Annotated in this window: 24 protein-coding genes and 1 pseudogene; 11 read left to right on the top strand and 14 right to left on the bottom strand. The window is 55.8% G+C overall.

Going from position 1 to position 19533, the window contains the following annotated elements; genetic code table 11:
* Window positions 1-14: 14 nt before the first annotated feature.
* The 3 genes from ACFIO0_RS04180 to ACFIO0_RS04170 form a co-directional block, all read right to left on the bottom strand.
* Window positions 15-317: a hypothetical protein gene (locus ACFIO0_RS04180; protein ID WP_390913879.1), complete on the bottom strand. Its 303-nt coding sequence runs from the start codon at window positions 315-317 to the stop codon at window positions 15-17.
* A gap of 39 nt (window positions 318-356) precedes the next feature.
* A complete protein-coding gene (locus tag ACFIO0_RS04175; protein ID WP_390913877.1) occupies window positions 357-1250 on the bottom strand; it encodes a carotenoid biosynthesis protein in 894 nt (297 codons plus the stop codon).
* A 116-nt stretch (window positions 1251-1366) separates the two neighbouring features.
* Entirely contained in the window at window positions 1367-1894 is a 528-nt protein-coding gene (locus ACFIO0_RS04170) for a CHRD domain-containing protein (protein ID WP_390913875.1), read from the bottom strand.
* 212 nt (window positions 1895-2106) lie between these two features.
* On the opposite strand from ACFIO0_RS04170, the gene ACFIO0_RS04165 reads away from it, so the two are divergent.
* Window positions 2107-2502, top strand: a complete 396-nt coding sequence (locus tag ACFIO0_RS04165) for a MerR family transcriptional regulator (RefSeq protein ID WP_390913873.1) — start codon at window positions 2107-2109, stop codon at window positions 2500-2502.
* Between the two features lie 115 nt (window positions 2503-2617).
* On the opposite strand, the gene ACFIO0_RS04160 is transcribed toward ACFIO0_RS04165, so the two are convergent.
* Window positions 2618-3115 carry a LysR family transcriptional regulator gene (locus tag ACFIO0_RS04160; RefSeq protein WP_390913871.1) on the bottom strand — a complete coding sequence of 166 codons (498 nt, stop codon included), beginning with the start codon at window positions 3113-3115 and terminating at the stop codon, window positions 2618-2620.
* 98 nt (window positions 3116-3213) lie between these two features.
* On the opposite strand from ACFIO0_RS04160, the gene ACFIO0_RS04155 reads away from it, so the two are divergent.
* On the top strand, window positions 3214-3621 hold the full coding sequence (locus tag ACFIO0_RS04155; RefSeq protein ID WP_390913869.1) for a Rid family hydrolase: 408 nt from the start codon (window positions 3214-3216) through the stop codon (window positions 3619-3621).
* A gap of 64 nt (window positions 3622-3685) precedes the next feature.
* On the opposite strand, the gene ACFIO0_RS04150 is transcribed toward ACFIO0_RS04155, so the two are convergent.
* On the bottom strand, window positions 3686-4177 hold the full coding sequence (locus ACFIO0_RS04150) for a DUF2938 family protein (RefSeq protein WP_390913867.1): 492 nt from the start codon (window positions 4175-4177) through the stop codon (window positions 3686-3688).
* Between the two features lie 63 nt (window positions 4178-4240).
* Between ACFIO0_RS04150 and ACFIO0_RS04145 the strand changes: the two genes are divergently transcribed.
* Window positions 4241-4645 (top strand): MerR family transcriptional regulator, encoded by a 405-nt coding sequence (locus ACFIO0_RS04145; protein ID WP_390913865.1) that lies wholly within the window; start codon window positions 4241-4243, stop codon window positions 4643-4645.
* A gap of 254 nt (window positions 4646-4899) precedes the next feature.
* Here the strand turns inward: ACFIO0_RS04145 and ACFIO0_RS04140 are convergent, their stop codons facing one another.
* Window positions 4900-5796: a LysR substrate-binding domain-containing protein gene (locus ACFIO0_RS04140; protein ID WP_390913863.1), complete on the bottom strand. Its 897-nt coding sequence runs from the start codon at window positions 5794-5796 to the stop codon at window positions 4900-4902.
* A 123-nt stretch (window positions 5797-5919) separates the two neighbouring features.
* On the opposite strand from ACFIO0_RS04140, the gene ACFIO0_RS04135 reads away from it, so the two are divergent.
* Window positions 5920-6660 carry an SDR family oxidoreductase gene (locus ACFIO0_RS04135; RefSeq protein WP_390913861.1) on the top strand — a complete coding sequence of 247 codons (741 nt, stop codon included), beginning with the start codon at window positions 5920-5922 and terminating at the stop codon, window positions 6658-6660.
* A gap of 38 nt (window positions 6661-6698) precedes the next feature.
* Window positions 6699-7619 (top strand): SDR family NAD(P)-dependent oxidoreductase, encoded by a 921-nt coding sequence (locus tag ACFIO0_RS04130; protein ID WP_390913859.1) that lies wholly within the window; start codon window positions 6699-6701, stop codon window positions 7617-7619.
* Window positions 7620-7713: 94 nt separating this feature from the next.
* On the opposite strand, the gene map is transcribed toward ACFIO0_RS04130, so the two are convergent.
* The 4 genes from map to ACFIO0_RS04110 form a co-directional block, all read right to left on the bottom strand.
* Window positions 7714-8502 (bottom strand): type I methionyl aminopeptidase, encoded by a 789-nt coding sequence (gene map, locus ACFIO0_RS04125; RefSeq protein WP_390913857.1) that lies wholly within the window; start codon window positions 8500-8502, stop codon window positions 7714-7716.
* 1 nt (window position 8503) lies between these two features.
* Window positions 8504-8710 (bottom strand): ParD-like family protein, encoded by a 207-nt coding sequence (locus ACFIO0_RS04120; RefSeq protein ID WP_390913855.1) that lies wholly within the window; start codon window positions 8708-8710, stop codon window positions 8504-8506.
* A gap of 125 nt (window positions 8711-8835) precedes the next feature.
* The gene (locus tag ACFIO0_RS04115; RefSeq protein WP_390913853.1) at window positions 8836-9696 is read right to left on the bottom strand and encodes an ergot alkaloid biosynthesis protein; all 861 of its coding nucleotides are present in this window, start codon (window positions 9694-9696) and stop codon (window positions 8836-8838) included.
* On the bottom strand, window positions 9689-10144 hold the full coding sequence (locus tag ACFIO0_RS04110; RefSeq protein ID WP_390913851.1) for a nuclear transport factor 2 family protein: 456 nt from the start codon (window positions 10142-10144) through the stop codon (window positions 9689-9691). The genes ACFIO0_RS04115 and ACFIO0_RS04110 overlap by 8 nt, the downstream gene beginning before the upstream one ends.
* 58 nt (window positions 10145-10202) lie before the next feature.
* On the opposite strand from ACFIO0_RS04110, the gene ACFIO0_RS04105 reads away from it, so the two are divergent.
* Window positions 10203-10829, top strand: a complete 627-nt coding sequence (locus ACFIO0_RS04105; RefSeq protein ID WP_390913849.1) for a TetR/AcrR family transcriptional regulator C-terminal ligand-binding domain-containing protein — start codon at window positions 10203-10205, stop codon at window positions 10827-10829.
* A gap of 23 nt (window positions 10830-10852) precedes the next feature.
* Here the strand turns inward: ACFIO0_RS04105 and ACFIO0_RS04100 are convergent, their stop codons facing one another.
* Complete coding sequence (locus tag ACFIO0_RS04100) at window positions 10853-11773, bottom strand: cupin domain-containing protein (RefSeq protein WP_390913847.1); 921 nt, start codon at window positions 11771-11773, stop codon at window positions 10853-10855.
* Window positions 11774-11878: 105 nt separating this feature from the next.
* Here ACFIO0_RS04100 and ACFIO0_RS04095 point away from each other — a divergent pair, with 105 nt between their 5' ends.
* From ACFIO0_RS04095 to ACFIO0_RS04085, 3 genes and pseudogenes are all read left to right on the top strand, one after another.
* Window positions 11879-12652, top strand: coding sequence for an SDR family NAD(P)-dependent oxidoreductase (locus ACFIO0_RS04095; RefSeq protein ID WP_390913845.1), 774 nt, complete (start codon window positions 11879-11881; stop codon window positions 12650-12652).
* A 16-nt stretch (window positions 12653-12668) separates the two neighbouring features.
* Window positions 12669-13517, top strand: a complete 849-nt coding sequence (locus tag ACFIO0_RS04090) for an NAD(P)H-binding protein (protein ID WP_390913843.1) — start codon at window positions 12669-12671, stop codon at window positions 13515-13517.
* A 291-nt stretch (window positions 13518-13808) separates the two neighbouring features.
* A pseudogene (locus ACFIO0_RS04085) lies at window positions 13809-14194 on the top strand (GFA family protein).
* 171 nt (window positions 14195-14365) lie between these two features.
* Here ACFIO0_RS04085 and ACFIO0_RS04080 read toward each other — a convergent pair.
* Window positions 14366-15292, bottom strand: a complete 927-nt coding sequence (locus tag ACFIO0_RS04080; RefSeq protein WP_390913841.1) for a cupin domain-containing protein — start codon at window positions 15290-15292, stop codon at window positions 14366-14368.
* 184 nt (window positions 15293-15476) lie between these two features.
* On the opposite strand from ACFIO0_RS04080, the gene ACFIO0_RS04075 reads away from it, so the two are divergent.
* Window positions 15477-16379, top strand: a complete 903-nt coding sequence (locus ACFIO0_RS04075) for an NAD-dependent epimerase/dehydratase family protein (protein WP_390913839.1) — start codon at window positions 15477-15479, stop codon at window positions 16377-16379.
* A 12-nt stretch (window positions 16380-16391) separates the two neighbouring features.
* Window positions 16392-17519, top strand: coding sequence for an alpha/beta hydrolase fold domain-containing protein (locus ACFIO0_RS04070; RefSeq protein WP_390913837.1), 1128 nt, complete (start codon window positions 16392-16394; stop codon window positions 17517-17519).
* Between the two features lie 304 nt (window positions 17520-17823).
* Here the strand turns inward: ACFIO0_RS04070 and ACFIO0_RS04065 are convergent, their stop codons facing one another.
* Window positions 17824-17994, bottom strand: coding sequence for a hypothetical protein (locus tag ACFIO0_RS04065; RefSeq protein WP_390913835.1), 171 nt, complete (start codon window positions 17992-17994; stop codon window positions 17824-17826).
* A gap of 276 nt (window positions 17995-18270) precedes the next feature.
* Entirely contained in the window at window positions 18271-19461 is a 1191-nt protein-coding gene (locus tag ACFIO0_RS04060) for a serine hydrolase (RefSeq protein WP_390913833.1), read from the bottom strand.
* Window positions 19462-19533 lie beyond the last annotated feature (72 nt).

Below are 19533 nucleotides of genomic sequence, written 5' to 3'. Positions count from 1 at the left end.
TTGGATTTTTTCAACTAAGCGGTGTTCAACTCGCAAATAACAGCGATGCCGCCCTCTTCTGACTGCTTTAGCGGACCTTCATACTGATCGCGGCGAATGAGCGGCGCGAGCCCGCTTTGCCGGAATTCTGCAGTGCCGCGAATGTCCGGAAACTTCTCCAACCGTACTTCGGGCATCTTTGGGTTGGCCGTTTGTGGGAAGCCAAGCATGCGTTTGCCGATAGGCGGCTTCCTGATCTTTCTGAAAAATTCGAGTTCAGCTGCAACATCCTGCAAAATGCCCTCTACAAAATTATCCTCAAATTCCGCAAACGTCATCCACTCAGACGTTGAGCTGTGATCGACTGTTCTGGAACATCAGGTCGCGCTGCGTCGGTCCAGCAATTTGAAGGTCGCCAACACCGTCACGAAGGCCATCGTGTAAAGGGAGACCAGTGCAAGCGAGCTGTAAATGTCCGTTGCGTGCCAACTGTGACCATCGAGACTTTGCACAACGGCATCTTCGGCGAAGACCGATTTGCTCAGGAATTCGACCACGATTGCGCCGTACATCATGACCGGCAAGATCAGAAAGTTATGACTGCGCCCTGTTAACCCGACCGCTTTGTCGGTTCGGTTCAGATACAACGCGAAGGCTTGCAGGATCGTGTAGACGCACAAGTGCCAGCCCACGTAGTTTAAAAATGGCACGCCAAAATACGCGCCACCGTCTTCCCAAATCCAGGTCTGACCAAGAGTTGCCCGCGCAGGGTCCATCGACAGATCCCACATGACCACCACAAAGGTGGCCACCATCGGTACGGAAAACAAACGTGAGCCGCTCAGCCCATCCTTGTAGTGATCCAAAAGAACATGCGCAATGTGCCAAGAGAAGTAACAGACTGCAAAATACGCTGGCATGATCAGCAAGGGCACCAACCACAGTTTGGGCCCAAGCACATCTGTGTAATGGTAATTCCCAAAAGGGAAACCCGTCAGGATGCTGAGCGTTTCGTAGCTCCAGCTGATGGCAAAAGCGAATAGAAAAAAGGCGGCCATCGTCTTGGCGTTATAGCGTGAAATGCCATGTCCGAAGGCAAATATGCTCATCAGGAGGATACAGATAAATGGCGCGAGCTTGCCGATGGCGCTGTCGCCTGCGCTAAATCCGATGATTAAATTGGCGATCGCAAACAGGGCGACCATCGCCCAACCAAGACGGGAGCGCGACGTTTCATGGGTGGACTCTATTGTAGTGGTCTCAAGTTTCATTGGGTTATCCTTTCCTGTGTCGGGTGAATTTTGGTGCGGCGGGACATGCCGGATCTATCGATCTCATTGGGGTGTGGACTGGTTGAAAACAGCGACGTTCATTTTCAACATTCAGGTCATTCAGCCGGATACAATTGACCTCGAATATCTCCGAAGTATGTTTGGCCAGACGTATGAAGATTGTAGTATAACTCCCGTTCATGGGCGATGTGCGCGAGGCCCGCGACAGTCACGACTTTGTCGGTGGGGACCGCCACTGTGATAGGACATCCAGCGGTAAAGGCCGCGACAAGGCCGTGGCCATGTTCCGAGGCCGCAACAATGTCTTCATTGGTGATTTGCAACGACGCTTTGCCGTCGGCAAACACTTCGGTCAGATCATTTTTCAGGCCAAAATCAACGATGATGGGTCCCAGCTGCCCCGGGCGACCACAATGTATGTGGAACATCACGATGTCTTCGGGATTGACGCCTTCGATCGCGATATGGGCGTAGGCGGTGCTGAGGTCCTGCGAGAAAGCGAGGGTCGCGTGGCCACGTGATGGCCGCTCATCGCGGTCAACAGAGGGTGTGGTGGATTTGAAGGCGTCGGGAACCAAACGCGGTGTGTCCTGTTCTTCACCGCCCTCTTGGTGCGGCGACATCCAAGTTTCAAATATCGGTCCTATTTTCGCACCCGCACTTGGATCAAGCGTGCTCCCGCTCACCGGCGGCACCTCTTGGGCGGTGGCGACACCTGCTGCAAGAAGAAAAGGTAAAAGAAAAACGTGCATATTGCTCTCCGATTCGTTGTGTTCGGATAAGCTTTAGCCTATTGGGTATACCCTACAGTCAAGCACTAATATGAGGTTGCGCTATGATGATTGGCGAACTGGCAAAGCGATCCGGCCTCTCAAAGGATGGCTTGCGTCATTACGAGGCGCTCGGTCTTATTCATTCTAGCCCTGTGGCTGCTGGAAGCCGAACCTACCGCATTTATGACGACACAACGCTGGAACGACTTTCTCTCATCTCTCTCGCCAAGCGACTGGGTTTCAAATTAAAGGAACTCACTGAGTCATTGGATCGGCTGTTTTCCGATACGGTCTCGCGCGAGGAGCGTGCCCAGATCATTTCTGAAAAGGTGGCAGAAGTGGACATCAGGATTGAAGAACTCACAGCTGCGCGAAACCTTCTCGCTGCTTTCATGGTCACGCCGGACAAAGAATTCATGGATGCGATGTTGAAAGATATGGGGCTGTGGCTGGAGTGAAAATCGCGGCTAGCGTCGCTTGTTCAGTTAACAAATACTCATCTTAGAAAAAGCTCGCTTAGCGGACCTACGCGCAATCGCAGCGAAATGGTGCTTTGTCCCGCATCTTAACAGTTCATGCGCGCCCGCAGCAGCGTGCGCGCATGAACCCTTGATCGGGCGTGCTCACACCGATCCGTATCGCCAGGTCGAAGCCCTTTTCAATGATATTGTCGACGCGGTCCGACAGCGACATTTCGATCTGGGTCTCTGGCCATCTTTCCAGATAACGACGCACGGTCGGCAACAACAGCCGCCGTCCCAGGGCATCCGGTGCAGTTACTCGGAGCACGCCGCGTGGAATGCCTCGGTCGCTTGCGATGCTGTCATCCGCCGCCTTGATCGCTGTACGAATGGCCTGTCCATGCTCGTAAAGGCGTTTTCCCTCTACGGTTAAGTCGAGGGCGCGCGTACTTCTGTTTAACAGCCGAGCGCCATAGCCGTCCTCCAGCCGTGCGATGGCCTTCCCGGCTGTCGAGCGCGACAGTCCGAACATCTTGCCAGCAGCCACAAAGCTCCCGGTCTCGACGACCGCGAGAAACAGTAAGATGTCGTTCACCTTCGATCCCATCATGGCCCTTTGTAGCGCAAAAATCGTGACTGCAGCGAACCCTATTCGCCAAGTCTAGCGTCTAAGTCTTTCGCCATGACAGCCCATGAAAGGAGAAAAGCATGTCCGCTGCAATCGATCGAATGAACCCACCCGCCCTGCCAAATGCTGGAAAGGTTGGTTATTCTCAAATATCCATCACACACCCTGCGCCTTTGGCTTTTGTGTCGGGTCAGGTAGCTTGGCGACCTGACGGAGCGCCTGCGCCCGCATCGCTGGCCGAACAAACTGCCATTGTTGTTGAGAACTTGCGAGCGGCCCTTGAGGCGCTTCAGGCCACGACCGATGACATCGTGCAGATGCGCATTTATGCGACCGACCTAAACTCCGAGACGCAAGAGATCGCAATGACCGAGATCATGCGCTTTCTCGATGGTGCACAGCCAAGCCTCACAGGCATCGGCGTTGCCGCGTTGGCAGGCCCTGACCTGCAGATCGAGATAGAAATGGTTGTCCAAGTGGCTGCCTGACTAACACGCAGAACGGGCCCCGAAGATACGCTTTACCTGCGAGGTGTCTGAATGGCCGCGACGGTTAGAGCGCATTGCCAAGCAGCAACGCGCTCAACCACAATCCCAATCCAAAAACCGCATGTGTGACAATGCCTCTCAGGCGCATTTCCCATGGCTCAGGCGCTTTTGAAACGGCAATCCCCCACCCAAAAAGCGGCTGAAAGATCAGCCAAGGGACTAGGACAGTTGCGAGACCAAAGCTTAGTCCTTGCCATGCTTTGGGTTCGCCAACCGCCGATATCCCGAACAGTAAGACAAAGCCGATCCCGAAGAGCAAACCCAATATGATATGCCCACCCCAACCAAGTATGGCTTCTGCGGCGACGGGTGCGGTCGCACGTATGTCGTTGTGGAAGAGGCCGACGCTTGGAAACGATCCGATCCAACGTCCAACCAAGCGATAAAACCCGTCTGTTGCGGCCCACCCTTGGCGCAAAAGTCCGACGAGGTCAGTGAAAATGGTTGCGCCGAAACCGACAGCGGCACCCCAAGACAGATATTCTACGAAATTCATGGGCTTTCCTTTTCTGATGAACCCCGCAATAGTTTTGCAACTTGAAGCAAGGTTTAAGTCAATATGTTCCGCATAGATATTGCAGAGGTCGCGCGACGCAGCGGATATCGTCCATCAACCCTGCGCTACTATGAAAAACGCGGTCTTATCGTTTCAGACGGTCGGCACGGATTGCGCAGGCAATATGATGATGGCGTGTTGACGAGGCTTGCCTTGATCGGGTTGGGGCAACGCGCAGGCTATTCGCTGGATGACATCGCATCCCTCTTTAGCCCGAAGAGAGATGATTTGACTCTCAGTCGAGACGATTTGCGAAGCCAGGCGATAAACTTGCGCAAACAGGCGCAAGAATTGCAAGCAACTGCCGACCTGCTGGATCATGTCGCAGATTGCAATGCGCCCTCTCACCTCGAATGCCCCCGATTTCAGGCGATACTTCAGGATGTACTCACGACGCGTTCGCAGTAAATTTGTGCAAACGGTCGCACCGTCCCTTTTGGTTCATGCGTCTGAAGAAAGGCCTACTTTTAGACACAAAGGCAGAGTGTCGGTTTTGTCCGCCATAGTTGATCTTGAGCTTTTCAGATCACTCAACAAACCTGATCAAAGTGGCTAACGGCAGGAGTGAGTCCATTTTGACCGATGCTGCGCAATAAACGAATGGCCGCTTCGTCGACGCCGCTTGCTCTGTAGTGCTCTGGATTTCACCAAATCAGATATGTTTATATAAACCTGTTATTCTGAAACGAGCGCACCGCCCAGTCGATAAACACGCGCACACGCGCTGAAAGTTGACGACTTCGAGGATACAGCAGCGAGACCGGCATAGATGGGACGATATAATTTTCCAGAACCTGACGGAGGCGTCCGTGCTTGAGGTCGTCGTCGATGTGAAAGAGCGGCATTTGTGCCAGTCCAAAACCAAGCAAGGTGGATAAACGATAGCTCTCAGGGCCGGTGACTGACACGCGCGTCGACGGTGATACGTTCTTTATTTGGTCATTCACGTCAAAATGCAGGGGTCTGACGATGCCCGTGGTCAGCGAACGCATGCCGACCATTTTGTGGGTCTCCAGATCGCTAAGCGAAGTCGGTTCACCGAATTTCTCTAGGTAGTCAGGCGAAGCACAGGTGATCCGTTTTGCCATGCCCAAGAGCCGCACGATGAGGTCACTGTCGGGCAGCTTGCCCCACCGCAAAACACAATCGACACCTTCCTCAACAAGATCGACCCAGCGATCCCTTTCGCTGATGGAAATCTCGATCTCGGGGTACGTCGCCAAGAAGTCCGGCAGTCCCGGCATCAGAAAGTGTCTGGCTAGCGTGCCCTGAACCTCAATCCGAAGGTGGCCTTTCGGTGGCGCGCCGGCAAAGGCACTGTCGGCCTCTTCAACGTCGTTAAGTATCGAGAGGCATCGCTGATAGTAGGCTTGCCCGTCCAGAGTCGGGCGCACGACACGCGTCGTACGGTGGAGCAATTGCACACCAAGCCTTTGCTCCATCTGCTGGATAACTTCCGTGACCGTGGATCGCGGTGTCCCGGTATCGTGCGCGGCGTCAGTAAAGCTGCGGCGTTCGACGATCCGCACAAACAATTGCATTGCGTCAAACCGGTCCATGGCATCCTCATTGTTCGTGCGGGGCGAATAGAGATGTCAAAATATACCCCATTATCCCGCTCCAGCAACGACGTATCTGTCGCCCACGTCCCGCACGGGGCTGGCAAATAGAAAGGAAATACCATGACAGATACAAAATCCAGAACTGCAATTGTCACCGGCGCGTCGCGCGGAATTGGTGCGGCCATTGCCGAACGTTTGGCATCGGATGACTTCAACGTCATCGTAAACTATTCCGGCAGCGAAAAAGCGGCGGCGGCCGTCGTCGACAAGATCGAGGCCGCAGGTGGCAAGGCCATTACTGCCAAAGCAGACGTATCCGATGCTGAGGCTGTGCGACGGATGTTCGATGCTGCCGAGACCGCATTCGGCGGTGTCGATGTGCTCGTGAACAATGCGGGCATCATGAAATTGGCGAAGATTGCCGACAGTGACGACGCCCTGTTAGACGCGCATATCGCGGTCAATCTCAAAGGCACATTCAATACGCTACGCGAGGCTGCGGACCGGCTGCAAAGCGGTGGGGCCATCGTCAACTTCTCGACCAGTGTCGTGGGCACGAAGCTTGAGACATACGGGGTCTACACCGCGACCAAGGCAGCCATCGAGACGCTGACTGGCATCCTCTCAAAGGAGCTGCGCGGGCGCAGCATTACCGTCAATGCCGTGGCACCCGGGCCCACTGCCACCGATCTATTCCTAGACGGCAAGTCGCAAGACCTGATCGATCGTTTCGCCAAAATGGTGCCGCTCGAACGGCTCGGAGAACCCCGCGACATTGCCAACGCCGTGTCGTTTCTGGCCGGACCGGACGGCGCTTGGGTCAACGGACAGACATTACGCGCAAACGGTGGGTTGGTCTGAACGGGCCAAACCGCCACTTGAGACAAAGGAGAAATCAAATGACAAAGGAAACAGAAAAACAAATCATCGTGGTCACCGGCGCATCAAGCGGCTTCGGTGAAATGACGGCCTACGCGCTCGCCGATGCAGGGCACACTGTCTATGCGTCCATGCGCGGCATCAGCGGCCACAATGCGGATAAGGCAAGTGCCGCAAAGGAGTATGCCAGCAAGAAAGATGTCGATCTGCGCGTGGTCGAGATTGATGTGGTGGACGACGCGTCCGTCGCTGCCGGGATTGACCAAATCTATGATGAGGCTGGCCGTCTTGACGTGATAGTCCACAATGCGGGCCACATGTCATTCGGCCCGGCAGAGGCGTTCACACCCGAACAGCTCGCGCAGCTCTACAACGTCAATGTGCTGTCGACGCAGCGCGTAATGCGCGCAGCTCTGCCAAAAATGCGTACGCAAGGCCAAGGGCTTATCGTTTGGGTGTCTTCGAGCAGCGCGCGTGGTGGTACGCCGCCGTTCCTGTCGCCCTATTTTGCGGCCAAGGCAGGCATGGATTCGCTCGCCGTTTCCTACGCTTCCGAGCTGGCACGTTGGGGGATCGAAACGTCGATCATGGTGCCGGGTGCGTTCACTGCCGGTACCAATCACTTCGCACATGCCGGGTCACCCGACGATCAGGCGGTTGCCGATGCTTATCTGACCGGTCCCTATGCTGACGTCCCTTCAAAGGCGCTCGACGGGCTTCGGTCTCTTGAGCCTGCCAACGCAGACCCATCGGCCGTGGCGCGGGGTATCGTCGACATTGTGAACGCGCCGTTCGGAAAACGACCGTTTCGGGTCCACGTTGATCCGTCGCACGATGGTTCCGAGGTTGTGAGCGGGGTGGCGGATCAGGTCAGGGCAGAGATGTTCCGAAGGATCGGTCTGGACGACTTGTTGTCTCCGGTCAGACAGGCAGCAAGCTAAATCACCCGCCGTGGCATTGCCGATAAATCCTTCGGCGATGCCACATCATAAAACGACACGCATTTAAGTGCCGCATAGGGGTGTCGTACAGATATTAGCCAGATTGCCGCATTCTCTCCAACATTGGCGTCTCGTCGCTGCGCAGGGTCAAAACCTCGACGCCACCTCTCGTGACCGCAACTGTATGCTCGAACTGTGCTGAGAGCTTCCGGTCTTTGGTCACAACCGTCCATCCGTCGCTCTCGGTTGCGACCCTGCGACTGCCCTTGTTGACCATCGGCTCGATTGTAAAGACCATGCCTTCGCGCAGCTTCATGCCTGTTCCCGGTCGTCCGAAGTTCAGGACCTTGGGTTCCTCGTGCATCTCGCGACCAATGCCATGTCCGCAATATTCCCGCACGACCGAGCAGCCGTTTTTCTTGGCGTGCCGTTCGATTGCGAAGCCGATATCTCCCAAATACGCTCCGGGCCGCACCTGCTTGATGCCCTTCCACATTGCCTCTTGGGCGATCCGCACCAGCCGTCTTGCGGCAGGCGGTGCCTTGCCAACCAGATAGGTCTTGCTTGAATCTGCGATATAGCCGTTCTTTTCGAGTGTGATGTCGAAATTTACGATATCGCCGTCACGGATGATCTCATTCGGATCTGGCACGCCGTGGCAAACAACGTGATTGATCGAGCAGTTCAGGACATACTTGAAATCATACTGACCTTTGCTCGCCGGACGGGCATCGAGGTCCACTGTGATAAAGTGGTCGACCAGATCGTTGACCTGCAATGTCGACATGCCATCGAACTCTTGCCCGTCCAACATCTCAAAGACAGACGCCAGCAATCTACCGGACACGCGCATCAGATCCAGTTCATCTGGGGTCTTTACCATATCATGCCGCCGCTACGTCTGCGACACGCACTTGCGCGGCTTCCAATTGCATCTTGAGGATGTCGTTGAAGGACGAGGTTGGACTGGCTTCGGCCAACATACCAATTTTCATCCAGAACTCGGCCTGCGCGTTGATGGATCGGCACATCACGGTGCTGGCCCGACGGATTTCTTCATGCAGGTCGTCGTCGATTTTCACGATGCCCATTGATATCTCCTGGAATTAATAACGATACGAAACGTATACGTTTAGTATCGTTATTAGTCAATCAGATGGTGTAATAACTTCGTTGACTGTACGACGGCAAAGAGTTGAACCGTGCGATGTCAGCATTAGGCTGTCGCCCTTGATTTCCCTTGCCTCCACACATCCGCGTTGGCCGCCACGAAGTCCGCCAACGTCCGCGCCGGACGTCCTGCCATGCGCGCCACCGCATCAGTAGTGCGGTCCTCCGACCCCGCAGCGATTTCTGCATCCATCTGTGCGAGTGTTTGCGCATAGGCTTCTGGCAGGCCGGATTGGGCCATATGTCGCGCGGCAAGCTCGGCCACGCTCAGGTGATGATGCTTGACCGGGTGATCCAGCACATCGCTGAGCGTCTGCGCCACATCATCGTAACTGAGTGCCGCAGGTCCGGTCAGGATCATGTCGCCTGACACACATTCCGGCAGGGTCAGTGCTTCGACTGCGACGGCTGCAATATCCTCCGCATCGATGAACCCGATCCGCCCGTTACCCGTCGCGGTAAAGAGCGCACCCTCATCGCGGATGGGGGCAAGAAGTTGCCCTTCGGAGAAATTTTGCATGAACCACGTCGGACGCAGAACCACCCATTCTGGTGCGTGGTCGCGCAGCCAGGCATGTACCATCCCCATCATCGGGCCACCTGCGTCCAATGATGATGCGCTGAGCAGCACAAAGCGTTTCACACCTCTGCGGATCGCCAGTTCCATGAACGGGATCATCACAGGCAGCGGCTCGGCGATGCCGCTGGGCGCGACGAGGTAAATGCTCGGGGCTCCCTTTAGGGCCGCCGCCCACGTGGTTTCGTCGACCCAATCAAAACGGATTTCATTTTCAGCTTTGGGGCTGCGTGTTGCCACGCGATAGCGAAGACCGCGCGCCGAAAGCTGAGCGGATACACGGCGTCCGGTCGTGCCAGTGCCGCCAGTGACAAGGATTGTATCAGGCACGGGTAAAACCCTCCCCTTCAGGCTCGGGAACTGCATCACCGGTCGCGGCGAGTGTGATCCGTGGATCCCAATAATCGGCGTAATAGACGATCTTTCCGTCGCGCGTCTCGATCACCGATATCCATTTCTGATCATAGGTCGCACCGGTCCGACCTTCGCCGCGGCCGCGAAACTCTAGCACAACCTTGTTCGGGTCCGCCATTTCGCTGACCCGCAGATCGAAAAAATCATCAATGCGAATAAGATCGGGCAAAACCATCAGGTAACGCTCCAATGCGTCGCGGCCATCGATGCGGGTGATGAAACCCGGCGGAGCATAGGGAGCCTCAAACACACAGTCTTCGGCGATCATATCAAGAAAGCCTTCCGCGTCCGGAGCGAGTCGGGCACCGAGCCCTTCACGCAGAATATCGGCAAGGCCTTCAAAACGGGTTTGTTGAGTGGTCATTGACAAATCTCCTTTTTGGATGGAACGGTGTCGTATCGACCATATAGGAGATTAACGGATGGAACGCAATCGTTCCGACGAAAATTTAGAGGTGAACGCTGCCCCACGTGCGCCCAGTGGCGCAGCCGTGATGCGCTCATCTGTGACCGACGCGCTGACCCGTGCGTTTTTTGAAGAATGGGCACAGACAGGCTTGGGCGCACTCAGTTTGGAACGTGTCGCCAAGCGGGCCGGCGTCGGAAAAGCGGCGCTCTACCGCCGCTGGCCCTCAAAGCAGGACATGGCGATTGAGTTGATCAAAGCGGTTGGCCTGAACCTTACGTCCATCCCCGACAGCGGATCGTTATTGGAAGATCTGCGGCTGATCCTGCTGTCCCTGCGTCGGACCCTGCGCCACCCGTTGATCCGGCGCATTCTGCCCGACTTGCATGCCGAGATGGCCAGGACCAGCGCATTGAGTTCTGAGATTCGAGCCACCCTGCAATATGAACGCCGCGAACGCGGCAAGATGATCGTTGATCGGGCGATTGCACGCGGTGAGTTACTCGCAAGCGCGGACCGCGAGCTTGCCAACGATGCGCTTGCGAGCATCCTCTATTGGCGGATCATTGTGACCGGAGGTCGCGTGAACAGAGCGGAAATAGAAAAGATCGCGCAGTTCATCGCTGCGGGCTTGACTGCATAGTGCAGTCCATTGCTGCGCGGGCTTCAATGTAGTCGATCTTTGGTCGCCCTGATCTGCCGCACATACTCTTTCGGCGGACGCCCGACAACGCGGGTGAAGGCCACGCTGAACGCGCTGGGTGAGCCATAGCCAACGCTGTAAGCGATCTCAGAAATGGAGCTGTTGCCTGCGCTTAGCTTGTCCTTGGCCAACGACATTCGCCAATTCTGCAGATACTCCATCGGTGAGATGCCGACCACACGGTTGAATTTTGCGAAGAAAGCTGACCGTGAAAGTGCGGCTTCGCGCGACAAGTCATCAACCGTCCAGCCGCGTGTGGGGTCTTCGTGTATGAGGCGGATGGCCTGCGCGATCTGATCATCTGCAAGCCCGCGCACGAGCCCCGCAAAGCCACCTTCGTCAGGCAGGGCGCGGAAGGCTTCGATGCACAGGACTTCAAGCAAACGAGCAAGGATCACATTGCGCGCATTGCGCCGATTTCGATACTCGTCGTCCACCAAACCCGCGAGCGCGGCGAGGCGATCACTTTTCCGGATAATGACAATCTGAGGCAAGAGCGAGACCAGCAAGGACGCGTCAGGTGAGCCAAAGAGGCAATAGCCGATCATCATCCTGACATCGATCGGTGCATCCGGGTCGCCTACGCGATATTCCCCGCCGGACAGATCAATGGGAAGCGCCGAAAGGGCATCGCCAGTCACAGCGATCTTGCTCGATACCGTGAAACCAGCAGCCGAGGGGACCAAGAGGAAGTCGCCAGCGTCGACGACGACTTCCGCCTGTCCATCCGCTTGGAATCGAAAGCCCCCATCCAGCGCCAATCCATAAAACACCCGATCCGTGATCTCTCGGCGCACACGCCACGCGCCACCCCCATAAACCAGCTTCATCGCGGCCGGCTGCGGTTGCAGCAGAGAAATTACATCGGTCAGTGGATCAGTCACGCCAAGACTCTCGCAAATGAATGTCGGACTTTGAGCTATCGATAGTACACAGTCGAGCCGCTATTTTGTCAACAGAGGATAACCAAACAGAAATAGGATTTCACAATGAAGACTGTACTCATTACAGGATGCTCCTCCGGCTTCGGGCTGGAGACGGCATTGTTTTTTCTCGACAAAGGGTGGTCCGTCATCGCAACGATGCGCACCCCGCGCGAGGATTTGTTCCCGCCGAGCGACCGCTTGCGGGTGCTGCCACTGGACACGACCGATCCTGACAGCATCGCCGCCGCCATGGAAGCTGCCGGTCCCATCGATGTGCTGGTCAACAACGCTGGTATTGGCATGCTGAGCGCTGTCGAAGGCACCGATATGGCACAAGCGCGCGCCATCTTTGAGACCAACACGCTCGGCACGATTGCAATGACGAAGGCCGTCTTGCCAGCGTTTAGGCAGCGGCGGTCGGGCGTCATCGTGAACGTCAATACAAGCACGACGATGAAGCCTTTCCCTCTGTTCTCATTCTACAGCGCCAGCAAGGCAGCCATCATCGCGTTCAGTAATTGCCTCGCGCTTGAGATGGAGGAATTCGACGTATCCGTGAAGGTCGTCATTCCGGGGCAGGCCGATACGCGCTTTGCCGAAAGTGCGCAATCGCGCGCAATTGACGGTATTCCCGAGGCCTATGCCGCGTTCGCAGAAATGGCGTTTGCGGGTCTGGGCGCGCCGTCTGCCACGACAAAGATCGCGGACGTGACCGAAGCGATCTGGCGGGCGGCAACCGATCCGGACTGCCCTGACCACCTGCCTGCGGGCGCGGATGCCTGGGCCCTCGCCAACATGGCATCTCAAACCTCATCACCCAAAACCCAAACCAACTGATCGAAAGGAAAATCTCATGTATCTTGTATTCGGAGCAACCGGAAATGTCGGCGGCGAAGTCGCGACCCAACTTTTGGAAAAAGGTCATGCTGTGCGCGCCTTTGTGCGCGATGAAGTCCGTGCCAGGAAGCAATTGCCGGAGGGTATTGAATTTGCCGTCGGCGAGCTTGACGACGCGAAAAGCATCGCCGAAGCGACACAGGGTGTTGAAGGCGTTTTCTTCATGCAGCTCGAACCGTCCGTTGAGCAGGCCCAAAGTATGATCGATGCAGCCCATGCCGCCAATGTAAAACGGATCGCCCTGCTTTCATCACTCGGGACCAGCCTGCAACCCTATCCAATGATCGGTGCCATGATCGCCGCCCGCGACGAGGTTTTTCACAAGTCTGATCTGGACGTCACCTATCTGCGGGCCAATGGGCTTATGTCCAACGCCTTGTGGTGGCTTGACGCGATCAAGAAAGAGGGTCGTGTGGTGGACGCGACCGATCCCGGCGCCCTTGCGATCGTCGATCCCTATGATGTGGCGCGCATCGCGGTGCTGGCACTGACCGAGCCGGGCCATGCGGGCCACGCCTACATCCTGAACGGCCCCGAGGCCCTGAGCGCCCGCGAACAGGTCGCGACCGTCGCAGACGTGCTCGACCAGCCCATTGAGTTCGTATCGGTGACGCCTGAAGAACTTGAGCATCAACACATCGCGGACGGCATGCCTGAGCCAAATGCCAAGGCTCTGCGCAACCTCAACGAGACGTTCCGTGCAGGGCGAGCAGGCTTCCTCGCCAACGATATCGCGAACCTGACCGGCATCGCGCCACGCACCTTCCGCGCATGGTGCGAAAGCCACGCGGCCGAGTTTGCATAATTTTGTCGATGATCCGGAACAACGCGGGGACCACGTCGGTCCCTGCGTTCAGCCATATCTGTTCGAAAAGACTGCCGTAAACATGCGCCCGCCAGTCCCAGAGACTTTGCATGAAAATGGTCCAAGGAATTGGTGCTGACAAACAGCTGCCGCGAGCAATGCCTCCGAGCCGAAAATGTCCGACAGAAATCGTAGGATGGCCGCTTTAGGACCTAAAACTACCGTGTGCACGACACGCCCTTGCAAGAACGGCGAGTTCCAACATACTGCCATGATCAAGCGAGGTCCGTAATGCAGCGAGAGGCTACATGTTCGTGCGAAAAGCTGAGGGCGCTTTGCCATGGTGAACCAAAATTGGTGTCACTTTGCCATTGTATTGCCTGTCAAAAGCGCACAGGCACTCCATATGGAATTGCAGCATTTTTCCCAAAGGAAAGTGTATAATTACAGGGCCTTACAAATCATACAGGCGATCATCGGATTCAGGGTTCGGGTTAGTATTTCACTTCTGTGGTGAATGTGGGTCAACCGTCTTCTGGGAGCCATCGCGAATGCCCAATTTAATAGCCGTTGGTGTCGGTTCCTTTGTTGAGTCGAGTTTTCCAAAGCCCAGTCAGGAAGTACATACAGAATGCCGACATAGCTGGGTCGCACCGCTTGATGACTTGCGAGACTAGGTGCAGCCAAGTCCGCTTAAGGCGTCAAGCGGCACCCTTGCCCGAAAATCTGAACCCTCGCAATTGCCTCAAATGTCCGCCAAGAGCCCAACCCAACAAACGCTACGGCTTTTACGAACATTCACAGTCTGCGAATAAGCAGACAGCCGTTTCATTACAGGCTTCTCATACTTATGGAGGCGATGACGATTGAACTTGGTTTGCAAACTGTCTGGGTGGGCTGCCCACGATCCGTTTGAACGCGGTGTTGAAAGCATTTTCCGATTGATACCCGACGCGCTCGGCAACCTCTGAAATCGTATCACTTGATGTCATAAGTTGATCGCTCGCTTTCGCCATGCGTAAGTTTGTCAGATAGTCCATTGGGGTCTCACCCAATACGTCATGGAAACGCCGTGCGAATACGGACCGAGACATGCCCGCGTGTTCAGCCAGAGACTTGAGTGTCCATTTTTGTCCTATGTCTGCGTGGATCGCGGCCAGCGCCAGAGAGAGCTGTGTATCTGCCAGCGCCGCCAGCCAGCCTAAGCCGCCGTCCTGCGCCACGTGTCGGTGCCGCAGCATTTGCACCAAAAGGACATGGGACAGATGCTGGGCGATCAATAACCCTCCGGGACGGGCGGCGGCGATTTCATCCAGAATGCGTTCGACCAGATATTGCAACTGCGCAGCAGTAGCCTCTTTGGCGGGGATCACGATGATCGGGGGCAGCATGAAGATAAAATGCGCCGGTTGGACCTCTGACACCGTAAAGCGACAACTTGCGATCGTCGCATGACCCCCGCCGTTTAGGACCGCAGGTTGCTCGGAAAGAGGTGCCGACAGGAGATGCTCTACCGGTTCGGGCGTGCGTGACGGATCCGTTGCAACCGAAAACGGTCGACCACTTGGAAGAACAAAGAAGTCGCCTTTCTCAATCAAAACGGGCGTTTCACGGCCCTCAACAGCCACCCAACACTGCCCCGAAAGCATCGTATTGCATTTCAGCGCCCCGGCCTGATCGGGAAAAGCGACTGCGGTTGAAGGGCCTAAGTCGATCAGACCTGCGAGATGGCTCTGCGGTTTAAGGATCGAAAGAATGTCAGACAGGGGGTCCATTTTGTTTACTCGGTTGTTCAGCTTTGATTGAGAATACCAAACCGATTATCGCAAAGCAACAAATTGGGACGTTTGCGAAGACATTAGCGACCACCACACATTCAACGTATCAAAGATTCGCGTATATTTAGTCTCATGAGATTTGGGTTGGACGACCGACCCAAGCGTAACAAAGGAGATAGCTATGCGTGTATTCGTAACCGGAGCAACAGGTTATGTCGGCCGTGCCGTCGTTCGCGACCTGTTAGACAACGATCATTCGGTCATTGGGCTTGCACGGTCCGATGCCTCAGCTGAGGCTCTAAAAAAGGCGGGAGCTGAACCACATCGAGGCACCCTCGAAGACTTGGCCAGCCTGCGTGAAGGGGCCGCCAAGGCTGACGCGGTAGTCCATCTTGGCTTCAATCACGACTTCTCGAAGTTCGCCGAAAACTGCGCCCATGACGCCGAGGTTGTTCGGGCCATTGGCGCGGAACTGGCTGGATCGGACCGGCTTTTTCTTGTGACATCGGGCACCGCAATCTTGTCACCTGGGGCATTCTCGACCGAGACCGACCTCGCACCCACAGGTGAAATGGCGCACCCCCGCGTGGCGACAGAACATGCGGGCGCAGAAATGGCGCGGACGGGCGTGAAGATTGCTGCCGTACGACTGGCTCCTTCTGTTCATGGTGCCGGGGACCACGGTTTTGTGCGTATGCTGGCCGACATCGCGCTGCAGAATGGCGAGGCTGCCTATGTAGATGAAGGGCAAAACCGCTGGTGTGCCGTGCATCGGCAGGACGCCGCACGACTATACCGGTTGGCACTGGAGCGGGGCGAAGGCGGCGTACACTACCATGCCGTGGCTGAGGAAGCCGTACCGTTCAAGGATATCGCCGAGGCGCTCGGCCAAAGCCTTGATTTGCCCGTGTCGCCCAAGTCCGGCGATGAGGCGCAGACCTACTTCGATTGGTTCCACTTCATGGCCGCTTCTGACACCCCGGCGTCCGGCGCGTGGACACGTGAGGTGTTGAACTGGAGCCCGTCCGAACCGTCTTTGATCGCAGACATCGACGCGGGTTTGTACCGCCCAACCGAGGCTTAAGGAGGAACAGCTATGAAACACGTATCTTTCAACCGTCCAAAGTTTGGACATCTCACCAAGATGGCTGTCGCGGCCTCGGCATTGATGCTCCAGTCAAGCCTGGCAATCGCGCAAGAGGCTCAGTTTGCACCGCTTGCTGAACAGTTTGGTCCTCTGAATGCGCAAACTGGCGATCGCCACACGCCCCAGCGGGTGCTACCGATCCCCCAAACCGCAAGCGAGGCGGCACAGGCTTTGATCGCGGCCCCGTATTCCCCATATTGGAACTTGGCTCCGACCAGCGATGAAGAATGGATCGCGACTGTCGCAGCTTCATCGGAATATGGTGTACAAGAAGCCACCGCTCTGCGCGAAGCGCACGGCATAACCATCGAAGATGCGACATTGGGCGGGGTTCCGGTCTTCATTTTGCGCCCCGAGACCGTGCCGGAGGCACATCAAAATCAAGTGCTGATCAACCTCCATGGCGGCGGTTATGTTTTTGGCCCCGGTCGATCAGGGACGAGTGAGGCCACAGTCATGGCGGACATTGGCGGCTATGAGGTCATTGCCGTGGATTACCGGATGCCACCCGAAGCACCGTTTCCAGCCGCTGTCGAAGATGCGTTAGCGGTCTATCGCGACGTTCTTGAAACCCATGATCCAGCAAATGTTGGAATTTTCGGGACATCTGCCGGCGGCGGCCTGACACTCTCCCTTGTCCATAAGATCAAATCCGAAGGCTTGCCAGTACCGGGGGCCATCGCACCAATCTCGCCATGGTCAGACCTAACCGAAACAGGCGACAGCTACCGCACGAATGAATGGATCGACAATGTTCTTGTTTCCTATGACGGCTATCTTGGCCGTGCGGCAGCGCTTTATGCGGACGGCCATGATCTGAGCGATCCTCTCTTGTCCCCGATTAATGGCGACTTTGACGGTTTTCCACCGACAACACTGACGGCAGGAACGCGGGATCTCTTCTTGAGCAACACGGCGCGCGTCCATCGGGGCCTGCGCCAAGAAGGCATCGCTGCTGAACTGCACATCTTCGAAGGACTGTCGCACGCGCAGCATATTTTCGACTGGTCGATGCCCGAGACACGAGAGCTCTATCGCGAGATCACGGCGTTTTTCGACGTGCATTTGTCGGACTAGAAAGAACGCAAAGCGTTTCGAGGTTGGACCCAAGAGCTAAACACTTTTATCCGGACATTCGCCCAGTCAGCCAGAATGTCCGGATTTCCCCGCAACTTACTTTGTCGTGACGCATGCCGCGAACGACCGGGGTCCGAATACCGCGATCTGAGCCTCCGCCACGAACTCAAATATTTAGTTTTTAAATCAATAAGTTAAGCTATTGTGGGGTGTGTGTGCCCCCCATTTTAACCGCCATTTAGCTTTGACAGGCAGTCATCACTGGAATGGTTTCGTCACTCAGAATAACTAGTTGCTGCCTTCTTTAGCACAACTTGTTAATGGCATCTTCAACAAGGCTGAAGAAGTAGACCCCTGCGTCGGCATGCTCAGACAGCTCGATAAAGGCGTAAAGATCCTCTATTTGTCTTTTTTCTAAAGAAATCAGCAGTACGTGACCACGATCCGCAAAATGTTTGTTCTTCGCGTTAGACATTACCTCCGCCCATTTTTTGGGCGTACCAGGCTGACTTGCCGCGGTGCATCCAATGGTGGCAGAGAGCCCATTCTACCGAATGCTGCACAGCACACGAACGTCTATTTTGCCGACATTATCAAAGCCTGACACAGAAAAGATGCAATAAGTTACAGGCATCGCAATTTCTGAGGTGCCGTGTAGCGAGTGATTGATCTCACGCAACGCTGGCGAGTAGCGGGGCGCATAAGCGATGAAAGCATCTAATTGATGTCGGCCGCAGAGCTTTTAGCGGCGTTAGGCCAGTGCTGCCGATATGGCCTCGCGCAATGCGACGTCCCTTGGATCGGGCTCAACGCCCGGTCCAATGCGGTTTGTCACATATCCATAGCCTAAACCGATCGCAGGGTCGGCATAGCCAAGCGAACCGCCTGCACCTGGCGCACCAAAGGCGTCCGCGTGACCGAACGAAAAGCCCTCAAACGGCTTCATGAAGCCCAGTGCGTATTGCGCGTCGTCCCGAAGCACCTCATCAAAGAACCCGCGTGATGGCGGTACGGCAGGTGCTCTCAGTGCTGCCAGCATTTCCGGCTGGAGCCCGAGTTCCGATGCACCTGTCGCGAAGACGCTGTATGCCTTTGCAATAGCGCGTGCTGTGCCGACGCCGCCGCCAGAAGGAACTTCAAGATCACGCGCATATATCCGGTCCTTGTCCATAACCACACCTGCGCCCAGGTTTACGATGCAGGCCCGAAACGTATCGGACCAAGGGTTCATCAGCGCCCGTATCATCGGAAATGGATATCCGAAAACCGACTTGATCAGGCCAGCTTGGGTGAGTGGCGCAAGCCGTTCGTTCGGGATCACACTTGGAAGACCAATGTAAAAATCGAGATCAAGCGGCCTTGCGATTTCGTCCTGAAAGAACTGCCCAAGCGTGCGGTGCGCCGGATCAATCCGACGCAGCAATTCACCTTCATAAAAACCAAGCGATAAAAAATGATAGGCGTTGCAGGTGCCTGGCGGCCATTTGGGTGCCTCGCGCGCCAAGATCGCCGCCAATCGATTTGGATCGGCAATGATGGCGCGGTTGATCTTTTGATGGATCGCATGCAGGCCAGCTTGATGCGCCAGCAATTGTCGCACGGTGATTGCCTCTTTGCCGTTCTGCGCAAACTCTGGCCAGTACTCCGCGACGCGCGCCTCGTAGTCCAGCCAACCACGCGAATGCGCTAATGCGAGTGTCAATGCTGACATCCCCTTGGTCAGCGAGAAGACAAGGACCATGGTGTCCTCTTCCCAAGGCGCATCGGTCGCTGGATCGCGCACACCGCCCCAGAGGTCAACCACCTTTTCGCCGTTTAAATAGACGCAGCAAGCGCCGCCCAGCTCGTCGCGCTTGGTGAAATTTTCTTCAAATGCTGTTCTTACGCCCGCAAATTTTGGGTCCACAAAACCATTCACAAAGGCACCTGATAGATTGCTCATTTCCTACGTCCTTGGAAAATCGCCTTTAACTACCAGTTACAGGAGGAGAGGCTTTGATCTAACGCAATCAGA

The sequence above is a fragment of the Pseudosulfitobacter sp. SM2401 genome, assembly GCF_042932805.1.
Taxonomy (GTDB): domain Bacteria; phylum Pseudomonadota; class Alphaproteobacteria; order Rhodobacterales; family Rhodobacteraceae; genus Ascidiaceihabitans.
This window is presented reverse-complemented; position numbering and strand designations above follow the sequence as displayed.

Bases quoted from the DNA above. Each gene is read 5' to 3' on its own strand.
- ACFIO0_RS04180 (WP_390913879.1), bottom strand. From the start codon at position 317: ATGACGTTTGCGGAATTTGAGGATAATTTTGTAGAGGGCATTTTGCAG.
- ACFIO0_RS04175 (WP_390913877.1), bottom strand. From the start codon at position 1,250: ATGAAACTTGAGACCACTACAATAGAGTCCACCCATGAAACGTCGCGC.
- ACFIO0_RS04170 (WP_390913875.1), bottom strand. From the start codon at position 1,894: ATGTCGCCGCACCAAGAGGGCGGTGAAGAACAGGACACACCGCGTTTG.
- ACFIO0_RS04165 (WP_390913873.1), top strand. From the start codon at position 2,107: ATGATGATTGGCGAACTGGCAAAGCGATCCGGCCTCTCAAAGGATGGC.
- ACFIO0_RS04160 (WP_390913871.1), bottom strand. From the start codon at position 3,115: ATGATGGGATCGAAGGTGAACGACATCTTACTGTTTCTCGCGGTCGTC.
- ACFIO0_RS04155 (WP_390913869.1), top strand. From the start codon at position 3,214: ATGTCCGCTGCAATCGATCGAATGAACCCACCCGCCCTGCCAAATGCT.
- ACFIO0_RS04150 (WP_390913867.1), bottom strand. From the start codon at position 4,177: ATGAATTTCGTAGAATATCTGTCTTGGGGTGCCGCTGTCGGTTTCGGC.
- ACFIO0_RS04145 (WP_390913865.1), top strand. From the start codon at position 4,241: ATGTTCCGCATAGATATTGCAGAGGTCGCGCGACGCAGCGGATATCGT.
- ACFIO0_RS04140 (WP_390913863.1), bottom strand. From the start codon at position 5,796: ATGGACCGGTTTGACGCAATGCAATTGTTTGTGCGGATCGTCGAACGC.
- ACFIO0_RS04135 (WP_390913861.1), top strand. From the start codon at position 5,920: ATGACAGATACAAAATCCAGAACTGCAATTGTCACCGGCGCGTCGCGC.
- ACFIO0_RS04130 (WP_390913859.1), top strand. From the start codon at position 6,699: ATGACAAAGGAAACAGAAAAACAAATCATCGTGGTCACCGGCGCATCA.
- map (WP_390913857.1), bottom strand. From the start codon at position 8,502: ATGGTAAAGACCCCAGATGAACTGGATCTGATGCGCGTGTCCGGTAGA.
- ACFIO0_RS04120 (WP_390913855.1), bottom strand. From the start codon at position 8,710: ATGGGCATCGTGAAAATCGACGACGACCTGCATGAAGAAATCCGTCGG.
- ACFIO0_RS04110 (WP_390913851.1), bottom strand. From the start codon at position 10,144: ATGACCACTCAACAAACCCGTTTTGAAGGCCTTGCCGATATTCTGCGT.
- ACFIO0_RS04105 (WP_390913849.1), top strand. From the start codon at position 10,203: ATGGAACGCAATCGTTCCGACGAAAATTTAGAGGTGAACGCTGCCCCA.
- ACFIO0_RS04095 (WP_390913845.1), top strand. From the start codon at position 11,879: ATGAAGACTGTACTCATTACAGGATGCTCCTCCGGCTTCGGGCTGGAG.
- ACFIO0_RS04090 (WP_390913843.1), top strand. From the start codon at position 12,669: ATGTATCTTGTATTCGGAGCAACCGGAAATGTCGGCGGCGAAGTCGCG.
- ACFIO0_RS04080 (WP_390913841.1), bottom strand. From the start codon at position 15,292: ATGGACCCCCTGTCTGACATTCTTTCGATCCTTAAACCGCAGAGCCAT.
- ACFIO0_RS04075 (WP_390913839.1), top strand. From the start codon at position 15,477: ATGCGTGTATTCGTAACCGGAGCAACAGGTTATGTCGGCCGTGCCGTC.
- ACFIO0_RS04070 (WP_390913837.1), top strand. From the start codon at position 16,392: ATGAAACACGTATCTTTCAACCGTCCAAAGTTTGGACATCTCACCAAG.
- ACFIO0_RS04065 (WP_390913835.1), bottom strand. From the start codon at position 17,994: ATGTCTAACGCGAAGAACAAACATTTTGCGGATCGTGGTCACGTACTG.
- ACFIO0_RS04060 (WP_390913833.1), bottom strand. From the start codon at position 19,461: ATGAGCAATCTATCAGGTGCCTTTGTGAATGGTTTTGTGGACCCAAAA.